This is a genomic window from Dyadobacter sp. 676 (genome assembly GCF_040448675.1).
Lineage (GTDB): Bacteria > Bacteroidota > Bacteroidia > Cytophagales > Spirosomataceae > Dyadobacter.
Window position 1 is genome coordinate 5343109 of sequence record NZ_CP159289.1, and the last position, 26434, is coordinate 5369542.

Sequence of the window (26434 nt, forward strand, 5' to 3'; positions counted from 1 at the left end):
GATTAAACAAAGTAAATTATCATTTAAAGGTCATCTTCAAACCACCACCCGGGGGACGTCTTACCGCCGCCCGCCGCGGAAGCCGCCGCCGCTAAAACCGCCCCGGCTAAATCCGCCGCCTCCTCCGTTAAAGGTGCGGGGGCCAAACGAACCATAGGACCGCGAAGGTGTGCTGAACGTATTGCCCCGCGTGATCGGACGATAACTTTGTGAGGGTATCGGCCGGAACGACGGGCCCCTGTCGAAGAGATAGGACCGCGAGCCGACGCGCGGATTGAAATGCCTGGCGGCCGAGCCGATAAACGCCGTTCCCGGCGAATACGCGTAATGCCGAGGGGCAATGGTGTGGTAGTAATGGTCATACTGGCGGTACAGGTGCGGATAATACCGGTAGGCCCCGCCAAAGAACCATCTGGAAAAGCCCGGCGAAGGCATCGCATACACAACCGGATATCCGCCTAACCCAAAATAGAAACCCGAGCCATAACCATACAGGCCGGGATACCAGATCGGCGAGCCGTACCAGTAAGGGTAGCCGAACCAGTAAGAATACGGGCTGCCATAATTCACCACTTTATCGCCGGTGGGCGCGGGATAGCTGTAACCGCCCCGGGTAGCGTATTGCTGCGAAGCCTGGCTAAGCTCCTGCATGGCCTGGGGATTTTGTTTCAATTCATCCTGATAAGCGGCAAGCTCCTCCTTGTTCCCGGCTTCGATCTGGTCGTGGATCATGGCCAGGTCTTGCCGCACGTCGGCCGGATTGTCTTTGAAGCGTTCGCCCAGCCGCGCCACAAGGTCGGAATGATCGTTCAGCAGCGAAAGAGCGTCCGGCATTTCTTCCAGGGTTTTGAAAGCTTGCCGCGCATCTGGGCTAAGCGGGGCAATCATATCCTGGAACGATCGGCTGGCTTCTTCATTGAGGTTGTCGACTCTCACCAGGTCGTCGTGGTGGTTGTGGTACAACTTCCAGGCCGCTTCTTTCAATTCGGTCGACTGTTCGGGCAGCATACCCTCGATTGTTTCACGGGAATTTTTACGCGGAAGCGTCGCCAGCCGGTGCATCAGCTCGGGGTAGCGGCTGATCTCGTAAAACCAGTTCTGTTTTTTCTGTGCGTAACCCTGAATGATTTGCAGGAACCCGGCACTGGTTTTCTCCCGGATTTGCGCGAGTTTAGCCAGAATGTCGGGATATTGGGTGGCAACGAGGATATCGTTGCGTACGTCGTCATTGTAAGGTGCAATGGCTTTGAGGAGGCTTTGGTCAGTAACTATATTTTGTTGCGCGTTATCAACCATTTGGTCGTCCTGGCCGTAACCGGTAAGGCTGGTGGCGGAGAGCAGAATAGTGGCAAACAAATGAAGCGGTTTCATGGTATGATACTGTTAAAATTGAATGGCTTCCGAACTTTGATGATACCAAGGTATCGGTCGATTCTGTTGAAAAATTGAAGATCCGGCCATTTTGAAAATAAATTTCCCGCATAATTTTCCGGACCCACCACATTCCCCCAAACCGAAACCGTGAATACGAAAATGCCTGCGGGAAATATCTTTTAAATTATCCCTGCTGCTGAACAGGGAAACTTTTCATCAGCTTTTTAACACCCTTGTTAATCTGCTTTTCAAGCCGGTTCGGATTGCTCACATCACCCGAAATCGCCTTTTGCCAGATTATATCCCCGCTTTTGGTGTCCACCACGTCGAGGACCAGCGTACCGTCGGTGCTGGTCGTGGAATAGGGGTAGCCGCCATATCCGCCGAAGCCATAGTAGGGGAGTCCCCAGCCAAACCGGCTCCAGCCCATCATCATGGGATAGGGTGGTCCTCCGTAATAGTTTCTGCGCACGCGTTGCGTATACGTATGAAATTGCAGGAGCAAATCGGGGTGTTGGGTATTGCGCGTCAGGCCCCGGCTTTCCAATGCCTTATCGAAGGCTGCCTGAATGTGATGGCGTGCCAATGAGCTGGCATACATCGGGTTCTGGTTAGTTTTCATGTCTGGTACAATCCAGTTGTAGGTCAATGCCTTGCCGGAAGCATTTCCCGGCTGTTGGGGACTTTGTGCGAACACCGCGGCGCTCAGCACAGTCAGCATTCCCAACAAGATAAGTTTCCTTTTCATTTTAAAAGGGTCGTTTGAAGGGTTTTCCGGGTTCCGAGCCCGGAAAACCGGGGTTACATTACAGTCCGATTGCGAAGTACCGGGTTTCCTCGTTGCCGGGATAAACCCCTTCGATCATCACTCCGCCTTTTTTGCCTTGCAGCATTTTCACGGCCTCCCGGGCATTGGCAACCGGTGTTTTATCGATTTTGGTAATTACGAAACCCTCCTCCATGTCGGTATTCTGACGGATCTTGCCGGCATTGATCTGCGCCACCTGTACGCCGGAACCGATTCCATACTCTTTTTTCTGCTGATTGGTCAGGTCTTTCAGTTCGATACCGAGCTGCTCCATCACGGCCGGGGAAGGGCGTTCGACGGCGGAAGGTTCCGAGATGCCTTTCAACGTCACGGTGATCGCTTTTTCGACCCCGTCGCGGTTCACATTCATGGTTACTTTGTCGGAAGGCTTGTGCTGGGCGATGGCTTCCTGCAATTGCGGCACGCTGGTAATGTCGTGGCCGTCGATTTTGGTGATCACATCCCCGATTTTGATGCCTGCCTCCCTGGCCGCACTTTCATCGGCGAAGTTCTCGACACGGACGCCTTCATCGACTTTCAGGTCAAACGATTTGACTTTTGCCGCATCCACCTCGCTGATTCCCACGCCCAGGTACCCGCGTTGTACAGATCCGAATTTGGATATGTCTTCCACCACTTTATGGGCAATGCTGGAAGGGACCGCGAACGAATAACCCGCAAATGAGCCCGTTTGGCTTGCTATGGCGGTGTTGATGCCGATCAGGTTGCCGTTCAGGTCCACCAGCGCACCGCCCGAGTTGCCGGGGTTCACGGCCGCGTCGGTCTGGATGAACGATTCGATCGGCGCCTTGGCATTTTCGCCGAGAATATTGATGTTTCGGCCTTTGGCGCTGACGATACCGGCAGTTACGGTCGAAGTGAGGTTGTACGGGTTACCCACCGCGAGCACCCACTGGCCTACCTGCACGTTTTCGGAGTTGCCGAACGACAGCGACGGAAGGTTCTTCGCGTCGATTTTAATCAGCGCAATATCGGTGTTCGGGTCGCTGCCGATTACTTCGGCCTTGTAGGTGTGCTTGTCGGCCAGGGTTACTTCGAGTGTTTCGGCACCCTGGATCACGTGGTTGTTGGTTACAATATATCCATCGGGATTGATGATTACCCCCGAGCCTGTGGCTTGCGGTTTTTCCATTTTACCGTCCGGGGCCTGCTGGCCGAACGGATTGCGATCACCGAAGAAGTCCCTGAACTCCTCGGGTATGTCCATCTGACTAACCGTGCGCTCCGGTTTCAGCGTCGACTTGATGTGTACGACCGCCGCAGTGGCTTTTTTGGACGCAAACGAAAAGTCGGCGGGGATCATGGCAGCGGGTGCGCCGGCGCCCGGCGTAGCCGCTTTGCCGTCGAGCCGTGCAGGCCTTACAAATGGGGTGGCATTGTTGACCCAGGTAGAAATAGTGTCGGGTTTGCCGAAATGTTCGTAGGTAGCATAGGAGGTACCGCCTAACAGCGCGGATGCGAGGGCTATTGCGGTAATTTTTCTAAAATTTCTGGATGTTGACATAGCTATTAAATTGATTAAGTGTATTCAAATTTCAATAGCAATCCTGTCGTAATCCTGTGGACATTCTGAAGACATTTTGTAGTTGGCCTTGTTTTTCCGGAATCATAAAAAAGGAGGAATCAAAGACCCTCCCTTTATGCACTACCAGCCATGAAAATCCTTGTATTCTGCTACCAGTCCACCGTCAGAATGTGCCACGGACCGTCTGTTTTGTAAGTAAGCGTTTGTCCGTTCACCTGGCAGATCGTTTTTGCCAATGCCAATCCCAGTCCTAAAGATGCCGAATGCGTACCCTCTTTACGAAACCGTTCGAAAAGCAGCTCCGGATCGATGTGGATCGGCGTGCCCGTATTTCGGACGATCAGTTTGCCCGCCGTAAGCGTGACTTCAATAGTACCGCCCTGAATATTGTAACGGATCGCGTTCGTCAGCAGGTTATTCACCAGTACTTCGGCCAATGCCGGGTGCATGACCGGGCCTGTCGCTTCCGCGCTGGTTTTTACGGTAATTCCCCGCTGCTCGATCAGATCTTCCAGGTCGCGGAGTTTCCGGTTGATAATCGGCGCCAGATCGATCGGCTCGGTTCCGGCCAGAAACTGCCGGTTTTCAATTTTTGTCAATAGTAGCAATGCCTGGTTGAGCCTGGCGAGCCGGTTTGCCGCTTCGCTGATCTCCGAAAGCGCAACCAGCTGGGATTCTTTCAGGCTTTCGTCCTGAAACAGCCCCTCGATTTTGGACAAAATCACCGCGAGCGGCGTCTGGATTTCATGCGACGCGTTTTCGGTAAATTCTTTCAGGTTCTGGTAAGTGGCCGCCAGCCGGTCGGTAAATTGTGTTACCGACTGATTCAGTTGTTCGAATTCGATGGTATGCTGTCTCGAAAAGGTCAATACCTCGTGCTTTTCGAGTTGGTAGGAGTCCAGGGCGCGCAATGTCTTGTAAAACGGCCGCCAGAGCCGGCGGGACAGCCAGCTGTTGAGGATGAGCAGTGAAATCAGCAGCAAGGCTACGATGAATGTCACGGTCATCACCACCGCTTCGAGCAATTGCCGGCGCTGGGCCAGCAGCTTGCTGATCGTCACACGGTACCAGGTGCCCTCCACGCGCTCGTAAAAAATAAGTTGCCGGTAAGGCTGGTATTCGTTTTCGAACTGATTGAACAGCTTCCGTTCGACAAGCACCGTATGCCCCGGCGAGCGGACCGGTTCCAGCTGGAGGCTGTCGCCCAGTTGCAGGATGTACACCGGCAGCTCGTCGATGTGCCGCAGCTGCCAGCTGACCTTCGTCCTGCTGTGCATCAGTTCCTTGTTTACCTCCTGGTTGATCAGGTAATTCACGGAAAAATAAAAAAGAATCGCTCCCAGGGTAAGCACGCAAAGCGAGGTAATGATCTGGTATTTCAGGATGCGTTCCAGCAGTTTCATTGTTCGCTGAATTTATAGCCTACGCCGTAGATGGATTTCAAGTAATCGGGGCAGCCTTTATCCATGAGCTTTTTCCGCAGGTTTTTGATGTGTGTGTATATAAAATCGAAATTGTCCATCAGATCGGCATCGTCGCCCCAGAGGTGCTCGGCGATGGACTCCTTGGTAAGTACGCGGTTTTTATTGGCGATCAGATACACCAGAAGGTCATATTCCTTGCGCGTGAGGATAATTTCGTGCCCGTCGACGAGCACCAGATGCTCCTGCGGCTCGATCTGGATTTTGCCGAAACGGATCTGCTGGCTTCCCTGAAAATTCCGCCTGCGTATGACGGCTTGCACGCGCGCATTGAGCTCCGAAAGGTGAAAAGGTTTGGTAAGGTAATCGTCCGAGCCCAGATTCAGGCCGGTAATGCGGTCGTCGAGCGAGTTTTTGGCGGAGATAATGATGATGCCGGTTTCGGGATAATTGCGTTTGAGCTCCCGGACGGCATCGAGACCATCGCCATCGGGCAGCATCAGATCGATCAGCACGCAGTCGTAACGGTAAATATTGATCTTCTCTACGGCCGTCCGGTAATCCGCTGCCCATTCGCAAATGAAGTTTTCGCGCTGAAAATAGTTCTGGATGCTGGTGGCAAGTGCTTTTTCGTCTTCAATGAGCAGCAGTTTCATAGCTAGGTCTTTTGTGCAAATGAAACTACGAATTCTGGAGGAAATCTGAAGTCGCAATTCCTGCGGGGCTATTTCACCGTCCGCTTTGCCCAGTTAAAGATGGTGGAGTACACTTCGTCGCGGACGGGCTGTTTGGAAAGCACCAGATCGTGCATGCCGCCCTGAACCGCCTGGATGCTGTATTGTCCGATGATGTTCTGCGCCTGCCGGGCGATGTCCTCCACATTCAGCACCGCGTCGCCGGCGAAGAAAACATCGCTCCATTTCTTTTCGTCGATGGATTTGGCCGAGTGCAGTACCAGTACGGGTTTATCGATTTGAATGCCCTGGGAAACGCGCTCCTGGCCGTTATGTACCGCCCGTATCCAACCCAGATTTACCGGAGGGGCGATGAATGGCTTCAAGCCCAGGCTGTACGACCATTCGCCATGCGCGGTAATGTGCAGGCTCTCGCCATAAAGCGGGTTCAGGCCCAGGTCGAAGTTCGTTTCCGGATGTTTTTCGGCCCGTTTAAGAAGCAACGGCAGGGCTGTTTTTTTAAGACCGGATTTGATATTTAATGCAAACATCGGGCTATTGAGCAGCACCGCGTCGAATTGCTCGCGGCCTGTCCGTTCGCTTGCATAGAGCGATACGACCAGCCCCCCGAGGGAATGCCCGCTCAGAAGCACCTTCCCGTTTCCTTCGCTTTTGATAACCGCCAATGCCGTGTCGATATCGGCGTAATATTCGGAAAGGTCCCTTACGTTATTGAATTTCTGATGGCTCAGCCACGACCGCCCGCATTTGCGCAGATCGACGGCGTAAAAATTGAAACCTTCCCGGATGTACCGCTCGGCCATTTCCTCCTGGAAGAAATAGTCGTTGAAACCGTGAACGTAAAGTACCGCTTTGGTACTTTTTTCCGGTGTAGTTTTCCGAATGATGGTGCAGGTTACGCTGCCTTCGTAATCGGAGGGCTGCACGATCGTCGCCTGTTTGAAGCCTTTGCCCATCAAATCTGCAAAATAGGTGACCTGCGCCTGGGCTGCGCCGGCGGAAATCACGATGAGGAGAGCAACGAGGCGGTGTTTCATAGGGAGTTTTCGCAAATCAGGCGTAAATATAAAACCTGTAATACCTCCCGGCAACTTTGCGTAACGCGGCGCGACATATCGGTTAAAAGTTTTCATAGAATCCTGCGCAGGATATTTTGGAAAATAGCAGGGAAAGCGGCGGCACAATTGATAATCCGGAAAAAAAGGATCAACTTATAAACAGCAAATATTCCTTTACCAATCACCAATTATTCCCAAAAATGAAAAGATTTTTACTGCTGTTACTCGTTCCTGCGTTCACGCACGCGCAACTCGCACCACCTGTGATGTCGGACAAGGCCAGGAGGATCCACGAGGCCGCGCTGACCATCGACACCCACGCCGACGTGCCTATCAATATGATGAAACCCGGCTTCGATGTGGCCGTCGAACACGATTTTGAAAAGGACCGCTCCCAGATCGATTTCCCCCGGATGATCCGGGGTGGAATGGACGGAATGTTTTTCGCCGTGTATCTCGGCCAGGGCAAGCGTACCGAGGAAGCCAACGCCGAAGCCAAAAAGAAAGCACTCGCCATTTTTGACAAGATACACGAAGCGGTGAAAGCCAATCCGGCCGTTTGTGGATTGGCTACGACGTCCAAAGACGCCTATCGACTTCAAAAAGAAGGCAAGCGCGCCGTTTTCATCGGTATGGAAAACGGCTGGCCTATCGGCAGGGATTTGTCCAATCTTAAATTCTACTATGATCTCGGGCTGCGCTACGTTACCCTTTCGCATTCGCTGAACAACGATATTTGCGACTCTTCAACCGACGGCGACGGCCCCGAGCACAACGGATTGAGCAAATTCGGGGAGGAAGTGGTGAAAGAAATGAACCGACTGGGTATTATGGTGGACATTTCGCACGTTTCCGACTCGACTTTTTACGACGTGATCAAACTTACGAAAGCACCTGTGATCGCTTCCCATTCATCGTGCAGGACATTGTGCGACGTGCCGCGGAATATGACCGACGATATGATCAAAACACTGGCCAAAAATGGCGGCGTAATCCAGATCAACTTTGTGCCGGGCTTTGTGAAAAAACCTTCGGAACCGCATGAAATGTCGCTGAAAGCCTTACGGTTAAAGATCCGTCAGACCGACCTCTCCGATGCGGACAAGCAGGCGCTGCGCGATGAGATGAAGGCGATAGGCGAGAAGTATAAGTCGGATATGCCAACCGTGCAGGACGCGGTTGACCATATCGAGCACGTTATCCGGCTTACCAGCGTGGACCACGTAGGCATTGGCATGGATATGGATGGCGGCGGGGAGGTAATAGGCTTGCAGGATGTGAGCCAAATCGGCGCCATTACGGAGGAACTGGTCAAAAGAGGTTATTCTGCGCAGGATATCGAAAAGATCTGGGGCGGCAACATCATGCGTGTTCTGGATCAGGCAGAAAGGGTCGCCGGTAATCTCTGATCCCGTTTTTAGCGGCGTCCCGGACGTTAAAGGAGGACTAAAAAATATATACATTTTAATAAATAGTTTAATAAAATTGTAAATCTTACGTCCTCGAACAGATTACACTTAATTGAAGAATTACAAATGGCTAAGTCAACCGGAAAGAAAAAAACAAACGCAACCATCGATCCCGCCGAAGACGCCGGCATCCCTGTCGCGGCCCAATCGGTGAATGCTGTGGAAACAATTAGCCGTTTTACAGACTTCGATATACACCTGTTCCGTCAGGGAAAGCATTACAAGCTTTACGATAAGCTGGGCTCGCATGTGATGGAGGTTAACGGGGTGGTAGGGACCTATTTCGCGGTTTGGGCACCCAACGCGACCTACCTGTCGGTGATAGGGAACTTCAATGGCTGGAACCACGGCAGTCATTCGCTGGCGCCCCGGTGGGACAGTTCGGGAATTTGGGAAGGCTGGATACCGAATGTGGGGGTAGGAGAGGTTTACAAATACTACATTATCTCACAGAACGGGCAGCATCTCGAAAAGTCGGACCCTTTTGCGCTCTGGTGCGAGGTAGCGCCTAGGACGGCTTCCATCGTTTGGGATACCTGGTATGAATGGGGGGACGCCGAATGGATGAAGGTGCGCAAGGAAAAGAACAAGCTGAACGCACCGATCTCCGTCTATGAAGTGCATCTGGGCTCCTGGCAGCGCGACCCGTCGAACCCCGAGCGGCATTTGACCTACAAGGAAATCGCGGCGGGCCTGGTGCCCTATGTAAAGGAAATGGGCTTTACGCACGTGGAGTTTATGCCGGTGATGGAACATCCCTATGCGCCGTCGTGGGGGTACCAGATAACAGGCTATTTTTCATGCTCGTCGCGCATGGGCACGCCGCAGGAACTGATGTACCTGGTCGACCAGTTGCACCAGGCGGGCATCGGCGTGTATATGGACTGGGTACCTTCGCATTTCCCGGGTGATTTGCACGGCCTGTTCCGTTTCGACGGCACGGCGCTTTACGAGCATGAAGACCCGCGCAAAGGTTACCATCCCGACTGGAAAAGCTATATTTTCAATTATGGCAGAAATGAGGTCCGCTCGTTTTTGATCAGTAACGCTATTTTCTGGCTCGACCGGTATCATTCCGACGGCTTGCGCGTGGATGCGGTGGCCTCGATGCTCTACCTGGATTATTCCCGCAAGCACGGGGAATGGATCCCGAACGAATTTGGCGGCAGGGAGAACCTGGAAGCGATATCGCTCCTGCGGGAAATGAACGTGGCCGTTTATACCGAATTCCCCGACATACAAACCATTGCCGAGGAATCGACCGCATTCCCGGGCGTATCGCGGCCTGTTTTTGTGGGAGGCCTGGGCTTCGGTATGAAGTGGATGATGGGCTGGATGAACGATACTTTGAAGTATTTCGAAAAAGACCCCACATTCAGAAAGTGGCATCAGGACCAGCTCACTTTCAGTCTGGTATATGCGTTTTCTGAAAATTTTATGCTCCCATTCTCGCACGACGAGGTGGTGTATGGCAAGAAATCGCTGATCAACAAGATGCCGGGCGATGAATGGCAGCGGTTTGCGAACCTGCGCCTGATGTTCACGTATATGTTCACCCACCCGGGCACGAAGCTGATGTTTATGGGCGGGGAGTTCGGGCAGACTTCGGAATGGAACTTCCAGCAGAGTCTCGACTGGCATTTGCTCGAATTTGCGCCGCATAAGGGCATGAGCGAATGTGTAAAAGCGCTGAACAGGCTTTACAAGGAAGAGCCGGCACTTTTCGACTACTCATTCTCGCATGACGGCTTTGAATGGATCGATACCCAGGACCGGGAAAATTCGGTGCTGGTGTACGCAAGAAAATCCTCGGACCCGTCGCGCAACCTTATTATCGCGCTCAATCTCACACCGGTGCCGCGAAAAGGTTACCGTGTAGGCGTTATTTCGGAGGGAACCTGGCAGGAGATATTCAATTCGGACGCGGAACAATTCGGCGGAAGCGGCATCATCAATTACGATCCGGTGACCGCACAAGTGCACCAGTGGCACGGGAAGGCCCATTCGCTGATCCTCGATCTGCCACCGCTGGGTGCTGTCGTGCTTCGGAAAGTGGCACAGAAACAAAAATAGTTCGGCAGACAGGCAACGATGAAATGGCTTATGCGTGTCTGCCGTTTACTTAATTCACCGATGATCTTGCGGCAGAGGCTCAGGTCTCTGCCTTATTTTTTTACCTTTGCCGATCAAAACATCACGGGCCAATGAAAAGCATTCGATTAGTAGTACTTTTTGTTTTTTTTATTTCAGTAAAATCATTTTCTCAGGATTTCTCCCGCGTTACATCTGGCATCGACCTTGGCCTGGGCTATCAGGACAAAGTTTGGGTGCCATCCGTTACATATCATCAGGAGTTGAGTCTCAGTAACTTCCCATGGTTCAGGATAGGCTGGGGCGTGCGCGGCTGGGGCTATTATGCCGGCCGCACCGATATGCTTCCCAAAACCAGCGCCCTCAACGCGGATACGCTTAAGTTCGGAAAAATCTCAACGAACGGCGCCAGTTTCCTGCTGGGGGCTAATGTCAGGCTATGGAAATTCGATATCGGCGCAAACACTGATCTTTTCGGCATCGCGTTCGGTTTGAAACGCAGCGCGCTATACGCCGGCGGCGGGCTATCCGGGAAGGGCGGCGACCATTATAATTCGTACCTGAAAAGCGGCCCGGCCACGCTGAACGCATTACCGCTTTTCATGGACAAACAAAACGGGCAGTCGGAAGCATATGTCCGTTTTTGGATTACCGACCGGATAGGCGTAAAAGTAGCCTTTGTGCATGGCCGGGTAACGTACGCCTCGCCCGAAAAGCTCATCAACCGGCAGACGCGCTACTCGACCACCTATGGCGTTCCTTACGTGGCGTTGGCGTTTCCGCTATATAACTAAATCACCGATATACTCATTGGCTTATGGCAGAGAATCTGACGGATTCCCATAAATATAACCTCTGGAAAAACCGGCTGACAGCGAACGGTCTGGATATCCACAGGATAGACGAACTTTATACACGCCGCAACGGTCATGGCGAAGTGCTGTTCTCGCTGCTGTACACCGACGCCACTACGCCCGAAGGGAATAAAATCCCGCCCATTTGCTTTTTGAAAGGCGAGGTGGTGAGTGTTCTGGTCTGTTTCATCGATGTGGTTTCCAGGGAAAAATACCTTCTTCTGGTGCAGCAACGCCGCATCTGCGACGGCTCGATGACCTACGAGCACCCTGCCGGCATGCTCGACAGCGAAAGCGATGCCGCCTCCGTAGCCGCACGCGAAGTTTTCGAGGAAACCGGTATTGCCGTCGATAAATCGCAGCTGATCAGTGTTAACAGCGAGCCCTTCTACCCCTCGACCGGCACCAGCGACGAGGCCATGTACATGTTTTATTGCGAGCTGGAACTCACTTCGGAAGCGATCCGGTCCTATCACGATACCGTCCAGGGCCTGTTATCGGACCACGAATACATCAAAACCTACGTTGTACCTTTCGAAGAGGGCCACAAACTGATCACGAACGTAAACGGCGTGTTGCTGGATTATCTTTATCTGAAGAGCGTGGGCGACTGGGAGTTACTGAAAAAGTTGTGATTCCGGCAGCAAAAATTTACAAACAAAATAGGGCCTGATTTGGTCAAGATTCAAAATAGGAGCTATATTTGCACCCCAATAAGGCCTAAAAGCCAACAAGCGCACCCGTAGTTCAATGGATAGAATTATGGTTTCCGGTACCATCGATAGGGGTTCGAATCCCTTCGGGTGCACTTGGAGGGATTTCTTCGTGAAATCCCTCTTTTTTATTGAAAATGAGTAGTTCTTTTTGCTTCATTTTCAATGTATTATGGGTGAGTAGTTCCATCATGGTAGGTGTTCGATAGGTGCCATTTTCATAGTAAAGATTGTTATCGAACACCAGAGAAATAACCTCTCTTTTTTTGCAAGCTGTTAGCACTGGCAAAAATTTCCGGAATATCGGTTAACAGGTGCAGGCTTCTTTTGATTTTCAAAGATGCTTCATTTTGGCCCTTACCTAACAAACCAATGGCCGCCTTCAGGCTGGTAATTTCGAATGTGTACTCTGAATGCCATCTCTGGTAGGTATCGCGTTTAATTTCATTTTTGATCCATTTTTCTTCGACGGTCAATAATTTTGCCTGGGTTTGCTCCAGAAGCTTTTTCTTCTCAGCCACAAGTAGCAGATTTGATTGGCGTTGCTTGTCAATCGTTTGCTGGCAGCTATTCATGACCGATTTCAAACGGGCGGCAGAAAGGCTCATTAAACTCAACGCAGCCAGTAACTGCTCATGGGCCTTTTTTGCACTGATGTTGTTGTGCCCGGTAAATTTACATTTGTAGTAGTAAAAGTATTTCCCCGATTTGCCACGAGAAGCTGCGCCCGTTAACGGTTGTCCGCAATGGCACCTGAGAAGTCCTCTTAGCGGAATTTCGTCGTCGATTACTGTTCTTTGTTTCGAGGGCTTTTTCATCTTGCGTTGAACCAACTGCCAACTTGCCCAGTCTATAATGGGTTCGTGCGTGGCAGGAAATAAACCTCCGGGATATTCTTTGAAAGGTTCTGCATACAGCATTCCTGCGTAGGCCGGATTTGAAAGGATTCTCTCGATGGCCATATTTCCCTTCCGATCATGCCCCAGCAGACGCGCTTGCTTCTTGATCAGGTACAAAGGAACATTTTTAAGATAAGCCTCGAAGATATACCTGATAATTGGGGCTTCCCTTTCATCGATGACCAAACGCCTTTGTTTGCGTTCGCCTTCCTTTTTATATCCGAATGGCGCATGACTATATACATAGCGCCCCTCTTTTGCCTTAGCAGTATAAAGTCCTCCTCTTACCTTGATGCTTCTATTTATATTGTCCTCCTCAGCAAGGAGTAATTGCAGACCTGCCCTAAAAAAGCTTCCAGGAGTGTCATAGTCAAAAGTGATTCCTTCTGAGACGCTGACAACTTGAATATTGTATTTTCTCTGCAGGTTTTTAACCATGCTCATTGCTTCCCCTGCATCGCGGCTGAATCGGTCCAGTTGATCGACCAGTAAATAGTCGACATGCCTGAAATGTTTGGCAATGAACTGTTGAAGCTTGATGAAGTCCGGGCGATCGAAGGTTTTGGCGCTCTTGCCCCGGTCAATGAATGTGTCAACAAGTTCCACACCGTTGACTTTAAGCCACTGGTCGGTATACAGTTCTTGTCGTTCGATTGAGCTGTTACTTTGGCCCACCTGGCTAAAGCGCAAATATCTGATTGCCCGTTTCATGAATTCTGAAATAAAGGTCCCAAGACAATTTCAATTTAATGAATTTTATGCTTTTCAGTTTTATTTTCCTGTACCCTGAATCGGGTTATCGATAGGGTTGTGATCGCTGTAGTGGTTGGACAATGGTTCTTATTCCTTTTTCAACTTTGGCGGCAGCGATTTGTTAGGTCCGTAGAATGCATGTCATCGCAATTCTTCTCGCGCTAAGTTATGAATGTTCGACAATTAAAACGAAATTTAGTGCATCAAAAAAAACGATTTTTTGTACTTCGTGAAGAACGAAGAATAATACAACAGCAAAAACGAAGTTAATGTGGCTACACCGTCCGAAAAACTGGCAGATTCATTAGAGGCTCTTCACAAGTTACAGGAGCATAAAACGGTCATACGAACCGGTGAACTTAGTCGAACCCACCGAGAACGGCTACTGAAAAATGGTTTCTTACGGGAAGTGATCAAAGGTTGGTATATGCCATCCCGGCCAGAAGACGTAGAAGGGGATACTACCGGATGGTACACGTCATTTTGGCACTTTTGCGCTGCCTATCTAAACAGTCGTTTTGGCCAAGACTGGATATTGTCTCCCGAGCAGTCTTTGTCAATACATGGAGCTAATCGAAAGGTTCCCCGGCAACTCCTGGTAAGATCGCCACTCGCACATAACAACGTGCTCAATCTGCCCTACGATACATCTATTTTTGACTTTCGGTTAGCGTTACCCGCGAAAGGTCAAATGATAGAATTAGAAGGGCTGAGATTGTATTCCTTGGAATCTGCGCTGATCTCGACTCCCCCTGGTTATTTTACAAGCAGTTCAACGGATGCACGCACGGCATTATCCATGGTTCGGGATGGATCAGATTTACTTGCCTTGTTGCTTGATGGCGGGCACAGTGTAGTCGCAGGGCGACTTGCCGGGGCTTTTCGCAATATTGGTAACGGCCGTATTGCCGACCAGATTATAGAGACGATGAGAGCTGCTGGCTATGACACCCGTGAGCATGACCCGTTTGAAGATAAATTGTCATCGGTGTTTTCGTTCCGTGAGATTTCCCCTTACGTTAACCGCGTCAGGCTCATGTGGCATCAAATGCGTGAAACGGTGATTGCCGGCTTTCCAGTTCCGCCTGGCGGTCCGACTGATCCGGACGAATATCTGAAAACTGTGGACGATATTTTCGTAACGGATGCTTACCATTCGCTTTCAATCGAAGGATATCACGTTACACCGGAGCTGATTGAAAGGGTTCGTAAGGGGGAGTGGAATCCTGACAATATTCAGGCCGATTACGATCAGAAGAATGCATTGGCTGCCCGGGGCTACTGGCAAGCGTTTGTAGCGGTAAAGAGTAGCATCGCTGAGATTTTAAAAGGAGATAATCCCGGCGAAGTTTTGGATAATGACCATCGTGTCTGGTACAGGGAGTTATTTGCACCGAGTGTAACAGCGGGCTTGTTAAGAGCAAGTGATCTAGCCGGATATCGTAACGGACAGGTCTATATACGAAATTCCATGCACGTACCCCTGAACAGAGATGCCGTCCGCGATACGATGCCCCTACTTTTCGATTTGTTGAAAGAAGAAAAGGAGGCGTGCGTAAGAGCGGTGCTTGGACATTTTATCTTTGTTTACATTCATCCTTATATGGACGGGAACGGAAGGATCGGAAGGTTTTTAATGAATGTAATGCTCGCCTCAGGCGGATATCCCTGGACAATTGTACCGCTCGGGCAGCGGAAGAGCTATATGCAAGCGCTTGAAAAGGCAAGCGTTAACCAGGATATCACAGAGTTTACTGAATTTATAGCAAAATTGGTTAAGAAGGGATTAAAGGGGGGGCGCGTTACCTGAAATACCTCTTGGCTCTCATGAGTAACAAATAAATGTAATGGAGGTGCTCGCGCAACAGTTCTGTGTTATGCTAATGTTAGCAACAAATTGACATTGCGCTGTACCTGACATATAGGGGAACTTGACTTAAGTTGGCTTAAAAGACAGCTATGCTCATTACCGCAACGGTAGCTGATCTTTGAAAATGTAAAAAATGTGGGGCGTTCGGTAACTACCTTTTTCATAGTAAAGCTGGTTACCAAATATCATCCGGACAATCTGGTGTTTTGCAGGCGTAGCAGCCAATTCATATAAATGTCGCATGTGAAGAGACTTGCGCAAGTGCAGCTTGAAATTCCTGGTGATTTCGCTTTGAGTCTGACTCAAATTGTCGATATTTTCCCTTAGCACTTGGCGCTGGGTATTTAACTCTGAATGCCATCGAGAATATGTCTCATGCGAAATCTGGTTATTAATCCATTTTTCCTCGATACTGTAAAGCTTTTTCTTCACGGCTTCATAGTCGGATGTCTTGATTTTAAGCAATTGACGGTCTGCATTCAACTTTCTCTCAAACATCTCAACCGAGGTCTTTTCAATGGCCCTGATCACTTCGGGAGTCAAATCCAATTGAGTGAGCAGCTTTTGAAATTGGTCATGAGCTTTGATAGCCGAGATATTGTTATGGCCTCGTATTTTGCATTTGTAGTAAAAATAGTAATTGCCAGCTTTTCCCCTTGAAGCTGCGCCGGTCAGATATAACCCGCAGTGGCATTTTAGAACACCTCGCAACGGCAAGTCATCTGAAAGCTGAACATGCGGTCGCAATGGTTTAAACCGGTCCTGGACTTGCTGCCAGGTGATATCATCGATGATCGGTTGGTGGATTCCTTTGACGAGCTCATCGGGGTGTTCTCGGTAGGCTTTAACGCGGAGCAGACCACAGTAAACAGGGTTTTGCAGTATCCTGTGAATCGCGCTGTTACCTTGTAGTTTAAATCCAAGTTGGGTTATTTCTTTTCTGATCAAATAAATAGGAACGTTCATTAGAAACTGTCGGTAAATGAACTTGACAATCTCGCTAGACTCCGTGTCGGGAACTATGATCGGCTTTCTGTTTTCATCCCTTTCGTTTCTGTACCCAAACGGGGCGGCCCCCAAGTAACGACCATACTTTTTCTTTGCGGTGTATATGCCCAGATTGATTCTAACTTTATTGCGTATGATTTCGTCTTCACCTTTGAGCAGCATAAGGCCCGCGTAGAAAAAGCTGCCTGGGTCGTCGGCATCAAAAGTAACGCCCTCGGACACGCTGACGACCTTTATGGCAAATTGACGTTGCAATTTCTTAATGGCGAGGATGGCTTCACCCGCATCCCGGCTGAATCTGTCAAACGCGAATACGAGAAGATGATCGACTGTCCGGTAATGCTGCTCAATAAAACGGTACAGTCTTTTAAAGTCGGGTCTGTCGAAGTTGCGAGCGCTGAAACCCACGTCCTTGAATACATCGACGATTTCCACCTCATTTCTCTCACACCAGCTTTGGACCATCATTTGCTGACCGGCGATGCTGTGGTTGCTCTGACGATCGTTGGATATTCTCAGATATGCTATTCCTCTTTTCATGATTCACTTTTTTAAAGAAAGATTCAACCAATGTCGAGGCAATCAAATTTACAAATGCTTCCTCCGTTTCCTGGTTTCTTCGCTGCTGTGCCTTTTCCAGTTTCTCCATTTCTCCTCATTTATACTTCAGACCAGGTAGTCGCTGCGAATAGTGAAATCTCCACACGTTCAATGACGATCAAGTTTGTGAAATGTATTCGTACGGTGATATTTGACCACTCGACGAGTGGCCTGCCTCAGGTGAATTTAGTCAACTACAGTTTATTTGACCTGTCCACAATGCATTTTGGGTGGGATGGTGTAAGGGTTCAAGCAATCTCTACAGGTTGTCCAATTTCTCGGCATCTTAGTCAAAGTGCAAAAAGGGGTAAGGGAACCGCTTGTCAGGCCTATTCTTGCAGAAACCGCTGCTTTCGTTTTCTGTGTCGGCGACCTTAACAGAGTGACTTGTACGATCGAATTACGGTCCTCTGTGTCGAATCGGACGGCCGAAGCCGTCCGATTTGTTTACTGGTGATTGCAATATTAAATGGGGCTAATCGGAACGAGGACATGACTGTTCTGATAATTCTGTCCAATTAGTTAAGGGGCCAAGAAACAGGCGGATCTGCCCGGAAAGAAGGCGTTGAAGCTCCCGAGGATAAAATCAAGTCCGGGACAGGCTGTTGGCATCAATGAAGAGCAGACAATTGTATAGCTGCTTTTTTTTTATACCTAACAGTGATTTCCGTCATCTCCGAAATAGACAGGTGTAGGGGAGTGGAAACAGAAAAATGTTCTAGTGGCACTTGTTTTCGAGCAAATATCTTTTTCAGCACGTTCGCAGTTGAAACGGCAGCTTATTGCCGGGCAGGAATTTCAGACAATAGGGCCGGCCGGCGGGGCGGTGGCCGGGATACTATCGATTCGGCAGACTAATCTCGGGAAAATCAGGGCCGGGCAAAAATGTGTTAATCAAATTGGAAGGTTTTCCTTACAGAGAGTATGGAGTGCCGGAAGGCCGACTCACTAAGGTGTCCGCCACGCCGAAGGACAGCACATATTTGGGAAGCGTTGAACTTCCACGGAAACTCAATTATCACCTTACTTTGGTCCCAGGTATTCCGGGACCTTCGTTTTTCAATGCTGTCGCCGAGGCGCTTGTTTCCAGGTATCAATTGCACCGGCCATTTCCCGTTTCGGAGAGCAATGCCAAGCATTTGCAGAAATTTCCCGAGACTTGTCGATCGCATGCCTCCAACCTAATTCGAAAGGTAAGTTCTGTTCCGGCACAATCATTTTAGCTAACAAAGCCCTGAAAAAATGTTAGATCAAAATGGCAACCGATATGCAGAAAAGAAAGCAGGTGATCGTAATTGGAGGAGGCCTTGCCGGACTTAGCACGGCTGTACATCTTTGTGAGAACGGTGCAGCAGTCCAGCTGTTTGAAGCCAGGGCCTGCCTTGGGGGGGCGGACGAGCTCATGGAATGAGGGTGGTATGATGGTCGAGTCCGGCCTACACAGATACCTGGGCTTTTATAAAGAAATGCCTGCCTTGCTCAAAAGAGCCGGAATTGATATTGATAAGCTGTTTTACTGGGAGGATGAAATTATTATCCGGCTCAAAGGAGGCATCTGTGGCACCTTCGGATTGGCACCGCTTTTTAGTCCCTTCCGAACTTTAAAGAGCATTTTCGGCAATTCCCATATATTTTCTTCACGCCAGAAATTGCTAATCCTTCGCTTCTTCGTTTCCGGTTTGTGGAAAACCGCCCGCCAGCCAACAGTGATGGATGGACTGACGATACTGGAATATGCGCAGCAAAAACGCTTGCCTGAGGATATTGTGACGAAACTTCTGACGCCACTCTCTGCGGGTCTGTTCTTTTTGCAGCCAGATAAGTATTCAGCGTTTGTTTTCTTTGGTCTGTTTCTGCCATTCCTGCACCGCTCCTACCGGAATCGAGTCGGTGCCTTCAACGGCGGAATGACGGAGGTAATGGCCGCACCAATCGGAGAGTATATTCAAAAACTGGGTGGTGAGATCTTCCTGTCTTCCCCTGTCGATGAACTTGTCATTAAGGACGGTCAAGCAACCGGTGTGATCGTGGCTGGCCGGCGGTATGATGCTGACAGTGTGGTTTTGGCTACATCTCTGGCCCCGGCACAAAGGTTGCTCGCAGATCTGGTACCCCATTATCCTTCTTTTTCTACAATGCTGAAACTGCAAACGATGCCTTCTGTCACCATTCAAATTGAGCTTTCTCAGAGATGCATGCCAAAGGACAGGACCACCTTTGCGCCACAGACCTGCCTTGCAAGCTTTTCTGAACAAGCCGGCAGCACGTTTAAAGCGTCAAAAGGACGCCTATCAATTATCTTGACACCACCTGAACAGTTTGTCAATTTGGACAAAGAAACCATTTTGCAGCGGGTCACTGCCGATCTTGAAGCGATTGACATCCATATTAGGAATACCATCCTAGATTCACGGATAGTCATTGAGGCCGAAGATTTTTATGCGTTAGTGCCCGGTGCCGAAGCACTGAAACCCGAACAACGAACAGCGGTGAAAGGACTTGTCCTCGCCGGAGATTACACCAGACAGCGTTACTTGGCTACCATGGAAGGGGCGGTGTATTCCGGGAAACAGGCCGCGCACATCATCCTAGACCAAGACCGGAATACATGAAACCTAAAAAATCGACAAAGGCAACTATGCGGCGCCTATTCTTCATCCAGGGCTGCTATTATATCGGGTCAGGTATCTGGCCTGTAATACACATAGAGAGTTTTATGTGGGTGACCGGGGAAAAAACGGACCTTTGGCTCGTAAAAATGGTTGGACTGCTGTCTTGCTCGATTGGTGTCACCTTACTTGCAGCAACGCAGTCTCCCGGTCGCGTTGCCACGGTACTTGCGGCAGGCTCGGCGCTTGCTTTTGCGGCCATCGACATATATTATACCGCAACAGGTGTTATCTCGAAGATCTATTTGGCGGACTCCCTGGTTCAGCTTGTACTTCTTGCCATTCTGATTGTGGTGACACAAAAAGGAAAGGTCAATAGAACGAAGTAAGCTTAGGGATATGCTCATTGTGCAATGTGAATTATCTGATGTTCTACTGCAAGGTTACACTTCAACGGGCATTCGACATGCCTTTCCTTGCTTAGTCCAATCTTTCCCGAAGTTGACTGTTTTGATCAAAGACCGTTATGAACTGGTGCCTTTCCGGCAAGCGCGAAGCCATCACGTTTGCTGACATCGGTTGAGGCATAAAATTTGTGCATCAAGCCAAGATCGCTAATTCGACCAGCCCCCACGAGACGGTGAACATCCAGACTATGAAGATAGCTACGTATAACATCAACGGGGTTAACGGAAGGCTTCCGGTATTGCTAAGATGGTTGCAACAGGCCAGGCCTGATATAGTCTGTCTGCAGGAATTGAAGGCTGTTCACGACAAATTTCCCGTCAGACACATTGAGCGGCTTGGCTATGAAGCGCTATGGATCGGGCAAAAAAGCTGGAACGGTGTCGCCTTTCCTGCCAGCCATGCTAAATAATATCGCGGTCGGCGCCATACAAAACACTGGCGCCATATAGGACTACAGCGGAAAAAGGGTCACCTATGGCCTGCTGGCGCCATCCGGCTCACCTGATGACGGTGGCAACGTAATGACGACTGATCGGATGTCAACTGCGGGCTACGTACCAAGCAATTACTTCGCAAATTTCGGCGGCACATCTGCTGCGCGTCCGCAGGTTGCCGGGGTAGCCGCATTGACGCTTTCTGTTAATCCTACGCCAACAGAAGTCCAGGTAAGAACGAAATTGCAACAAACAGCCATCGACATGGGACCGGGCGGTTTCGACAATTCCTTTGGCTACGGCCGAGTAAATGCGCTTGCAGCTGTTCAGTCTTCGTTGCCTACATCCTTCGTCTCCGGACCATCCGTGGTATGCCCTTCAGCGAGCTATTCCGTAACGAATATGCTTGCTGGGGCTACAGTAACCTGGTCGAGCAGCAATACCAGTATCCTTACCATCAATGCCCCTACAGCTGCAGCCACGCGGGTCGGAGATGGGCAAGCGACTATTACTGCAAACATACAATACACTGCCGGTTGTACCCCATTTCGCGTGACCAAGACCGTCAACGTCGGCAAACCGATAATCAGTTTCACCGTCAATGGGCAGCCTTTCACTAACGGGTAGCTCTGTGCCGGACAGACGCATTATATCGACCTCGTGGGCCATGATCTTATGAATTCTTATTCGTGGTCATTACAGGCAGGGTCTAGTGCAAGTTTAAGCGGCAATGGCCCAAGCGCATCGTTCTCCGACTATAATATTGCCTGTTCCGGCATTAGTCTCGCTGCATCAAATTCCTGCGGTACAACAAATACAGGGCTATCCATCTGCACCAAGAACTGCTTTATGGCAGCTTACACCGTTTACCTAATCCGGCAAAGGATTATTTGAACATTACCTTTGAAGACACAAAAACACTGGCAGCCCTGCCAGAACAGATCATCCTTTACAGCGAGAAGTCTACTGCACCGGCAAGAAGCGTTTTGGTAAAAGGTACTTACAATCAAGGTGCCTTTAAAAACGGCAATACGATCGAATTGCCGGTTCGGGATTTACCACGCGGCAATTATTTTTTACATGTAGTACCGGGAAAAGATTCCGATCAAAAAACGGACAAAATCAGGATAGTGCTCGAATAAGTAAGCGATGTTCTTAAAGAGGCGGTTATTCCGCCTCTTTTCCATTAAGCTCGCCCGCCGGAACCACATGCAGGACGTTTGCAGATTGGTTATGCTGACGGCAACCGCCTGCTTTTTGTTTTTATTTCAAATCTACTTGCAATGATAAGTCTATCCATGGCTTTTGCATTCCATATACAAGTGAAAGTACTGGCCGCTCGGCACTATAAGTTTATTGATGCGGGTAGCCTTATCATTAAAAAAATAAAGCTCCGGGACCTTTTTTGATAATTATCAAAGCAATTTAGTTTCCGGGAAATGAGATTTGATGGAAAATTTATCCATCAATTAAATGCTCATTTGAATGAAAACAATTTCCAAGTCACTGGCGCTATTAATGATCTTGCTTGCCGCTATCATGGGTTGCGATAAGCCCGAAGTTCACACGCCATTAATAGATCGGGCAGACTCTACATCCTTTTTATCCAACGAAGTTTCTGTTCCAATTGCTAAAAAATGGTTTTACGAAGAGTACCTTAAAGAGCAGGAACGCACTGCAACAAACGATTCGAAAAACCTTGTTCGAAATGTTTACTGGGAGCGCGCTAGGTTTGGCAAAATGGAAAATGGCCAAGACCTGCTTATTATCCCGATCGAGCACCACCAGCCAGGCGAACCTGCGAACGCAGACACCTATCTATGGGTTTTCCGCCATAAAGAAAACAAGCTTACAGCCAAGGTAATCGAATACCTCAGTTCGGCAAAAGACAATGACTTCAAGGTTGACATAGAACATTTTTCCGGCGCGATGACCGTACGAGATTGGAACGGCAAACTGTTAAACGGTTTTACCTACAAGAACAATAAACTTGTTGGCCTTCTTCAAAGTGTGCAGGGCGTCGAAACGGAAATGGTCAAGGGTGTAAAATCCGGACGGATCGATATGACCATCTGTGATGTTGTCGTCTTTAAAGCCGGCACCTGTACCAACTTCTTTTATGCTATATGTAAAAATGGCGATTGCACCCCTTTACAGCCCAACAGCACGCCTACTTATTGTGAGTTCTATGAGATCATAGTTCCACAGTGTTATTGGGTCCCAGATTTTCCCACGCAGCCAAACCCCAACGCCGGTGGTCCATCTGACCTGACGATCACGTCGCCTTCCCAGATGACAATGCCTGGCTCGTCACACCCCGCCATCAACCTTCGCAAGCACCTTGACTGCTTCGGCACCAATACAGCGGCATCTACCTATAAGATGACAGTTTATGTAGCCGAACCTATGTCGGGAACCGGGAAAACGGTAAAAGGATCAAACGTCGGCCATGCTTTTATCGGCCTCGAAAAAACGACGAATGGCGTCATCACGCGGCAGGTTGTTGGCTTTTATCCTAATTCAATGGGCACTGGTTGGGTGAGCTCGCACGCGGCAAGCAACGGCGGCGACAGCTACACGGTGTCCGCCTCATGGGATCTAGACTATCAAGGATTTACCAGTGCCATAAACGGCGTAATTTCAGCGTTCGGGATGATGTATGATGTAAATGAGTATAATTGTACTACTGCTGTGGCGTCCGTGGCCGACGCCGTTGGCTTGACGTTTCCAAAAACAGAAACGGATTTCCCATTTGGAATCGGGAAAGGGATGTCCCCAGGGCAACTCGGAAAGGATCTGAGAGACCATCAAAGCTCATCCGGAGACCTTGATCTTGATGGGGGTACCGCGCCGGCAAGTAAAGGACCATGCAACTAACTCTTTGAACCATGGAAATTCTAATACCCGCAGCAATCTACCTAATCGTAGTAAGTTACATCATCGTAAAGCTGCTTAATGGTCTTTATCATAGTGATAAAGATATCATCAGAACGCTCGCGATCGCATTTTCAGGTGTTTTCTTCGTTTACCTTGCCTGGGAACTTGTGGGATTCTTTCGAAACGAACATGGCAAATCCTTCACTGTCGGCTGGTTCGCATTGGCTAACATGCTTGTGATATCGTCTACTGTATTTGCGGTCGTATGCTGGATACTGCGGCTGGTGGGAAGGCGGTCGTGATTTCCAGCAGCCTGTGATAGATACTGGCAGTTCATAAATGGCTGTTATGGACTGTCAGTTATTTTTTCTGTACGCACTCCTGATCCTGCTTAGATGTTCCTGACTGATGCCCAAGTAAGAGGCAACATGGCCCAGCTTCACCCTTTGAAATACGTCCGGCAGCTGTTGCAGAAGGCGCTCATATCTTTCCTCAGCAGTGCAAAAAGCGAACAGCTTCATCCGCTCATCCAATAGCAAGTAGTTATGGGTCACAAGAAGCCTTCCTAACCGCTCTACGACCGGATGTTGCCTGAGGACCAATTCTAATTTGTGATATTGGAGACTGTAAATGTCGGAATCCTCCAAAAGCTCGATATTGTACATCGAGGGATTGCCCGAAAACAAACTATCTATGGCACTGGCTATCGCCTTTTCGGCAGCAAACCAGGCGGTAACGTCTTTACCACTTTTGTAATAGAAAACTCTCACAAGCCCTGAAGCTAAAAAATGGAATTCTTTGCAGACATCTCCATTGGCAAGCAGTAAGCTACCTCGCGGGAGCTCTCGATGAATGGTTATTGATTCAATCGCTTGCTGCGCCTCTATCGGCAATGTAACGAATGTATTTAGGTAAGAAATAAATGGGTTCATTCTTGCAATCAGCGTAAGAAGCGCGGCCATGTGATAATAGTGAGGGCGCTTCCTATTTTAAACTTTCCGGTCAAAGCATTTATTGTTACCCGTGGCGACAAACAGCAATCAAAACCTTCCCTTGTATTAAAGACGATCATTTGCGGGTTTCATATTTCATCAATATTAGATTAAAGTGCTAACTAAATTTGCTACCCAATTTTGTATTTTCGGTTTACGGATCACCCAAATCTTTTTCGTCCTTATTCCTCTTCTGAGGAGCCAATGAAATGAATAGCTTTACCAAAATGTGCACTTGTCCAATTCCCACTCAATGATTAAGATTTACTCCGCATGGCTCCACCTACCCGGTATAAAGACATCACCATCGCTTACAATTTGGAAGATTAGCTATTCCTGAATAGCCGTCTCTAGTCAAACCGGCGCTTCAATAATGATGCGGCTGCCCAAGCTGCATTTGATAATACCCGCGTGTTTACTGACGTTGACCCACTCGGTTTGATGCCATCTTCTATCTCGGGGGACAAAGTCCGCTTTGGGACCTTGCGTCCAATGAATTCAGCGGGCGCTTGATCCTGGATTTCATCACGGCAGCAAAACCAGTCGGCGCGGTATGTCATGGCCCGGCTGCGTTGATCAAAGCTGCCGAGTTGCAGCCTGGTTTTTTGAGCGGAAAGCGGATTGCAGCTTTCACCAACACGGAAGAAACGCTGACACTGCGAGCGGACAACGTGCCCTACAAATTAGAGACAAGGCCTAAAGAGCTCGGTGCGGACTTTCATAGTGCAACGCTCCCGTTCACAAGTCATGTAGAAACAGACGGTCTACTGGTAACTGGACAAAACCCGCTATCGGCCGGACCAACGGCCCGGGCGCTTATTAGCCTGCTTGAAGAACAGCGGGTGCATGCTTAACGCTATTTGTATAGCTTCTGCTCATCTGTATAATAGGTCTTACGGCCACCGACAGTGGCCGTAAGAATTTCAGCCCCGCCAGGGCTCCTTTCTTTGTTGGGATTATGAATCTCTAGAAAATCCCTGATTTCACCACTAATAATATCCGGGTGCTTTTTGACAATAGCATCTTCTGCACGCTTCAGAACCTGGCCAATCACCGAGCTCAACTTCCTTACAACATCATCAGGAATTTTACCGGCGATAGATTCGGGATTGATCTTCGCTTTCCAAAGTATCTCATCGGCATACGCATTGCCTATCCCGGCGATGACTTTCTGATCCATCAAAATGGATTTGATCTTCGCACGACTCCTTTCAAGCTTCGCGGTCAGCCAACTGGCGGTCAGCTCATCTGAAAGTGCATCGACGGCCCGGCTTGACTCGGGATTCAACAGTAAGTGCGCTGCCTTTTGAAAGTCGGTTAAGTAGAGTGTGTTGTTATCGAACCGGAGCTCTGCGATTACGTGTTTCGGTGGCTCCGCATTGCGAGCCTCTAGAACCAGTTTACCATGAAGCATTAGGTGCATAAGTAATTGGGCGTTCTTGGCAAAGTCGAAGCATAGCTGCTTTCCAACTCTGCGCACTTCGCGAAGCTTTTTGCCGGAAAGCACCTCGTTGAGCTCCTTTTTAGAAACCTTCACTTTCGAGGTATGCAGCAAGGTAACCTTTTCCAGCTTGCTGCCTTTCAGTGTCTTTGTCAGGTTTCTGGCAAATACCTGCAGATCTGGGAGCTCGGGCATAGCTACTTGCTTTGACGTTTGAGATACTCTTCGACTTTCGACCTTTCATTGCCGACGGCCTTTATCGCATCCAAAACGTCTTGCCTGCTAACACCGTGCTCCTTCGCTACGTAATCGAGTTCATACTCTTCATCGGCGGCGATCCGGTTACGGTCGCGGAAGTCTCTTTTTGATTTATCGTCTGCCATAACTTAAGTTTTTATGTCCAACAATTGACATCGGCGAATGTTCAGGCAAAAATTGTGCTAATGGTCAGCCA

Annotated in this window: 25 protein-coding genes and 1 tRNA gene; 15 read left to right on the top strand and 11 right to left on the bottom strand. The window is 49.3% G+C overall.

Features of this window, described 5'->3' with window-relative positions; genetic code table 11:
* Positions 1–60: 60 nt before the first annotated feature.
* The 6 genes from ABV298_RS23760 to ABV298_RS23785 form a co-directional block, all read right to left on the bottom strand.
* Entirely contained in the window at positions 61–1371 is a 1311-nt protein-coding gene (locus ABV298_RS23760; RefSeq protein ID WP_353718642.1) for a hypothetical protein, read from the bottom strand.
* A 187-nt stretch (positions 1372–1558) separates the two neighbouring features.
* Positions 1559–2122 (bottom strand): DUF4136 domain-containing protein, encoded by a 564-nt coding sequence (locus tag ABV298_RS23765; RefSeq protein ID WP_353718643.1) that lies wholly within the window; start codon positions 2120–2122, stop codon positions 1559–1561.
* 58 nt (positions 2123–2180) lie between these two features.
* Positions 2181–3707, bottom strand: a complete 1527-nt coding sequence (locus ABV298_RS23770) for a Do family serine endopeptidase (RefSeq protein ID WP_353718644.1) — start codon at positions 3705–3707, stop codon at positions 2181–2183.
* Positions 3708–3877: 170 nt separating this feature from the next.
* A complete protein-coding gene (locus ABV298_RS23775) occupies positions 3878–5131 on the bottom strand; it encodes a HAMP domain-containing sensor histidine kinase (protein WP_353718645.1) in 1254 nt (417 codons plus the stop codon).
* Positions 5128–5805, bottom strand: a complete 678-nt coding sequence (locus ABV298_RS23780) for a response regulator transcription factor (protein WP_353718646.1) — start codon at positions 5803–5805, stop codon at positions 5128–5130. Before ABV298_RS23780 ends, ABV298_RS23775 begins: the two co-directional genes overlap by 4 nt.
* 68 nt (positions 5806–5873) lie before the next feature.
* Positions 5874–6881, bottom strand: a complete 1008-nt coding sequence (locus ABV298_RS23785) for an alpha/beta hydrolase (protein ID WP_353718647.1) — start codon at positions 6879–6881, stop codon at positions 5874–5876.
* 221 nt (positions 6882–7102) lie between these two features.
* On the opposite strand from ABV298_RS23785, the gene ABV298_RS23790 reads away from it, so the two are divergent.
* From ABV298_RS23790 to ABV298_RS23810, 5 genes are all read left to right on the top strand, one after another.
* Entirely contained in the window at positions 7103–8311 is a 1209-nt protein-coding gene (locus ABV298_RS23790; protein WP_353718648.1) for a dipeptidase, read from the top strand.
* Positions 8312–8437: 126 nt separating this feature from the next.
* Positions 8438–10444, top strand: coding sequence for a 1,4-alpha-glucan branching protein GlgB (glgB, locus tag ABV298_RS23795; protein WP_353718649.1), 2007 nt, complete (start codon positions 8438–8440; stop codon positions 10442–10444).
* 131 nt (positions 10445–10575) lie between these two features.
* The gene (locus tag ABV298_RS23800; RefSeq protein WP_353718650.1) at positions 10576–11256 is read left to right on the top strand and encodes a hypothetical protein; all 681 of its coding nucleotides are present in this window, start codon (positions 10576–10578) and stop codon (positions 11254–11256) included.
* A 23-nt stretch (positions 11257–11279) separates the two neighbouring features.
* The gene (locus tag ABV298_RS23805) at positions 11280–11951 is read left to right on the top strand and encodes an NUDIX domain-containing protein (protein ID WP_353718651.1); all 672 of its coding nucleotides are present in this window, start codon (positions 11280–11282) and stop codon (positions 11949–11951) included.
* A gap of 101 nt (positions 11952–12052) precedes the next feature.
* Positions 12053–12124: transfer RNA gene (locus ABV298_RS23810), tRNA-Arg, on the top strand.
* A gap of 138 nt (positions 12125–12262) precedes the next feature.
* Here ABV298_RS23810 and ABV298_RS23815 read toward each other — a convergent pair.
* Positions 12263–13639, bottom strand: coding sequence for a recombinase family protein (locus ABV298_RS23815; protein WP_353718652.1), 1377 nt, complete (start codon positions 13637–13639; stop codon positions 12263–12265).
* Positions 13640–13952: 313 nt separating this feature from the next.
* Here ABV298_RS23815 and ABV298_RS23820 point away from each other — a divergent pair, with 313 nt between their 5' ends.
* Entirely contained in the window at positions 13953–15491 is a 1539-nt protein-coding gene (locus ABV298_RS23820; protein WP_353718653.1) for a Fic family protein, read from the top strand.
* Between the two features lie 156 nt (positions 15492–15647).
* Here ABV298_RS23820 and ABV298_RS23825 read toward each other — a convergent pair whose 3' ends face one another.
* A complete protein-coding gene (locus tag ABV298_RS23825; protein WP_353718654.1) occupies positions 15648–17099 on the bottom strand; it encodes a recombinase family protein in 1452 nt (483 codons plus the stop codon).
* 1327 nt (positions 17100–18426) lie between these two features.
* Here ABV298_RS23825 and ABV298_RS23830 point away from each other — a divergent pair.
* From ABV298_RS23830 to ABV298_RS23865, 8 genes are all read left to right on the top strand, one after another.
* A complete protein-coding gene (locus tag ABV298_RS23830) occupies positions 18427–18570 on the top strand; it encodes an FAD-dependent oxidoreductase (RefSeq protein WP_353718655.1) in 144 nt (47 codons plus the stop codon).
* 7 nt (positions 18571–18577) lie between these two features.
* The gene (locus ABV298_RS23835) at positions 18578–19771 is read left to right on the top strand and encodes an FAD-dependent oxidoreductase (RefSeq protein WP_353718656.1); all 1194 of its coding nucleotides are present in this window, start codon (positions 18578–18580) and stop codon (positions 19769–19771) included.
* On the top strand, positions 19768–20157 hold the full coding sequence (locus ABV298_RS23840; protein WP_353718657.1) for a hypothetical protein: 390 nt from the start codon (positions 19768–19770) through the stop codon (positions 20155–20157). Before ABV298_RS23835 ends, ABV298_RS23840 begins: the two co-directional genes overlap by 4 nt.
* Before the next feature lie 266 nt (positions 20158–20423).
* A complete protein-coding gene (locus tag ABV298_RS23845; RefSeq protein ID WP_353718658.1) occupies positions 20424–20645 on the top strand; it encodes an endonuclease/exonuclease/phosphatase family protein in 222 nt (73 codons plus the stop codon).
* Positions 20646–20757: 112 nt separating this feature from the next.
* Positions 20758–21297, top strand: a complete 540-nt coding sequence (locus ABV298_RS23850) for a S8 family serine peptidase (RefSeq protein ID WP_353718659.1) — start codon at positions 20758–20760, stop codon at positions 21295–21297.
* Positions 21298–21560: 263 nt separating this feature from the next.
* Complete coding sequence (locus ABV298_RS23855) at positions 21561–21812, top strand: hypothetical protein (RefSeq protein WP_353718660.1); 252 nt, start codon at positions 21561–21563, stop codon at positions 21810–21812.
* A 343-nt stretch (positions 21813–22155) separates the two neighbouring features.
* The gene (locus ABV298_RS23860) at positions 22156–23547 is read left to right on the top strand and encodes a hypothetical protein (protein ID WP_353718661.1); all 1392 of its coding nucleotides are present in this window, start codon (positions 22156–22158) and stop codon (positions 23545–23547) included.
* Positions 23548–23558: 11 nt separating this feature from the next.
* Positions 23559–23849: a hypothetical protein gene (locus ABV298_RS23865; protein ID WP_353718662.1), complete on the top strand. Its 291-nt coding sequence runs from the start codon at positions 23559–23561 to the stop codon at positions 23847–23849.
* A 54-nt stretch (positions 23850–23903) separates the two neighbouring features.
* Here the strand turns inward: ABV298_RS23865 and ABV298_RS23870 are convergent, their stop codons facing one another.
* Positions 23904–24509: a Crp/Fnr family transcriptional regulator gene (locus ABV298_RS23870; RefSeq protein WP_353718663.1), complete on the bottom strand. Its 606-nt coding sequence runs from the start codon at positions 24507–24509 to the stop codon at positions 23904–23906.
* A gap of 476 nt (positions 24510–24985) precedes the next feature.
* Between ABV298_RS23870 and ABV298_RS23875 the strand changes: the two genes are divergently transcribed.
* Positions 24986–25393: a DJ-1/PfpI family protein gene (locus ABV298_RS23875; protein ID WP_353723236.1), complete on the top strand. Its 408-nt coding sequence runs from the start codon at positions 24986–24988 to the stop codon at positions 25391–25393.
* A gap of 2 nt (positions 25394–25395) precedes the next feature.
* Here ABV298_RS23875 and ABV298_RS23880 read toward each other — a convergent pair whose 3' ends face one another.
* Together ABV298_RS23880 and ABV298_RS23885 are read right to left on the bottom strand one after the other, a co-directional pair.
* Positions 25396–26175, bottom strand: coding sequence for a DNA-formamidopyrimidine glycosylase family protein (locus tag ABV298_RS23880; protein WP_353718664.1), 780 nt, complete (start codon positions 26173–26175; stop codon positions 25396–25398).
* A 2-nt stretch (positions 26176–26177) separates the two neighbouring features.
* Positions 26178–26363, bottom strand: coding sequence for a DUF3606 domain-containing protein (locus ABV298_RS23885; RefSeq protein ID WP_353718665.1), 186 nt, complete (start codon positions 26361–26363; stop codon positions 26178–26180).
* Between the last annotated feature and the right edge of the window lie 71 nt (positions 26364–26434).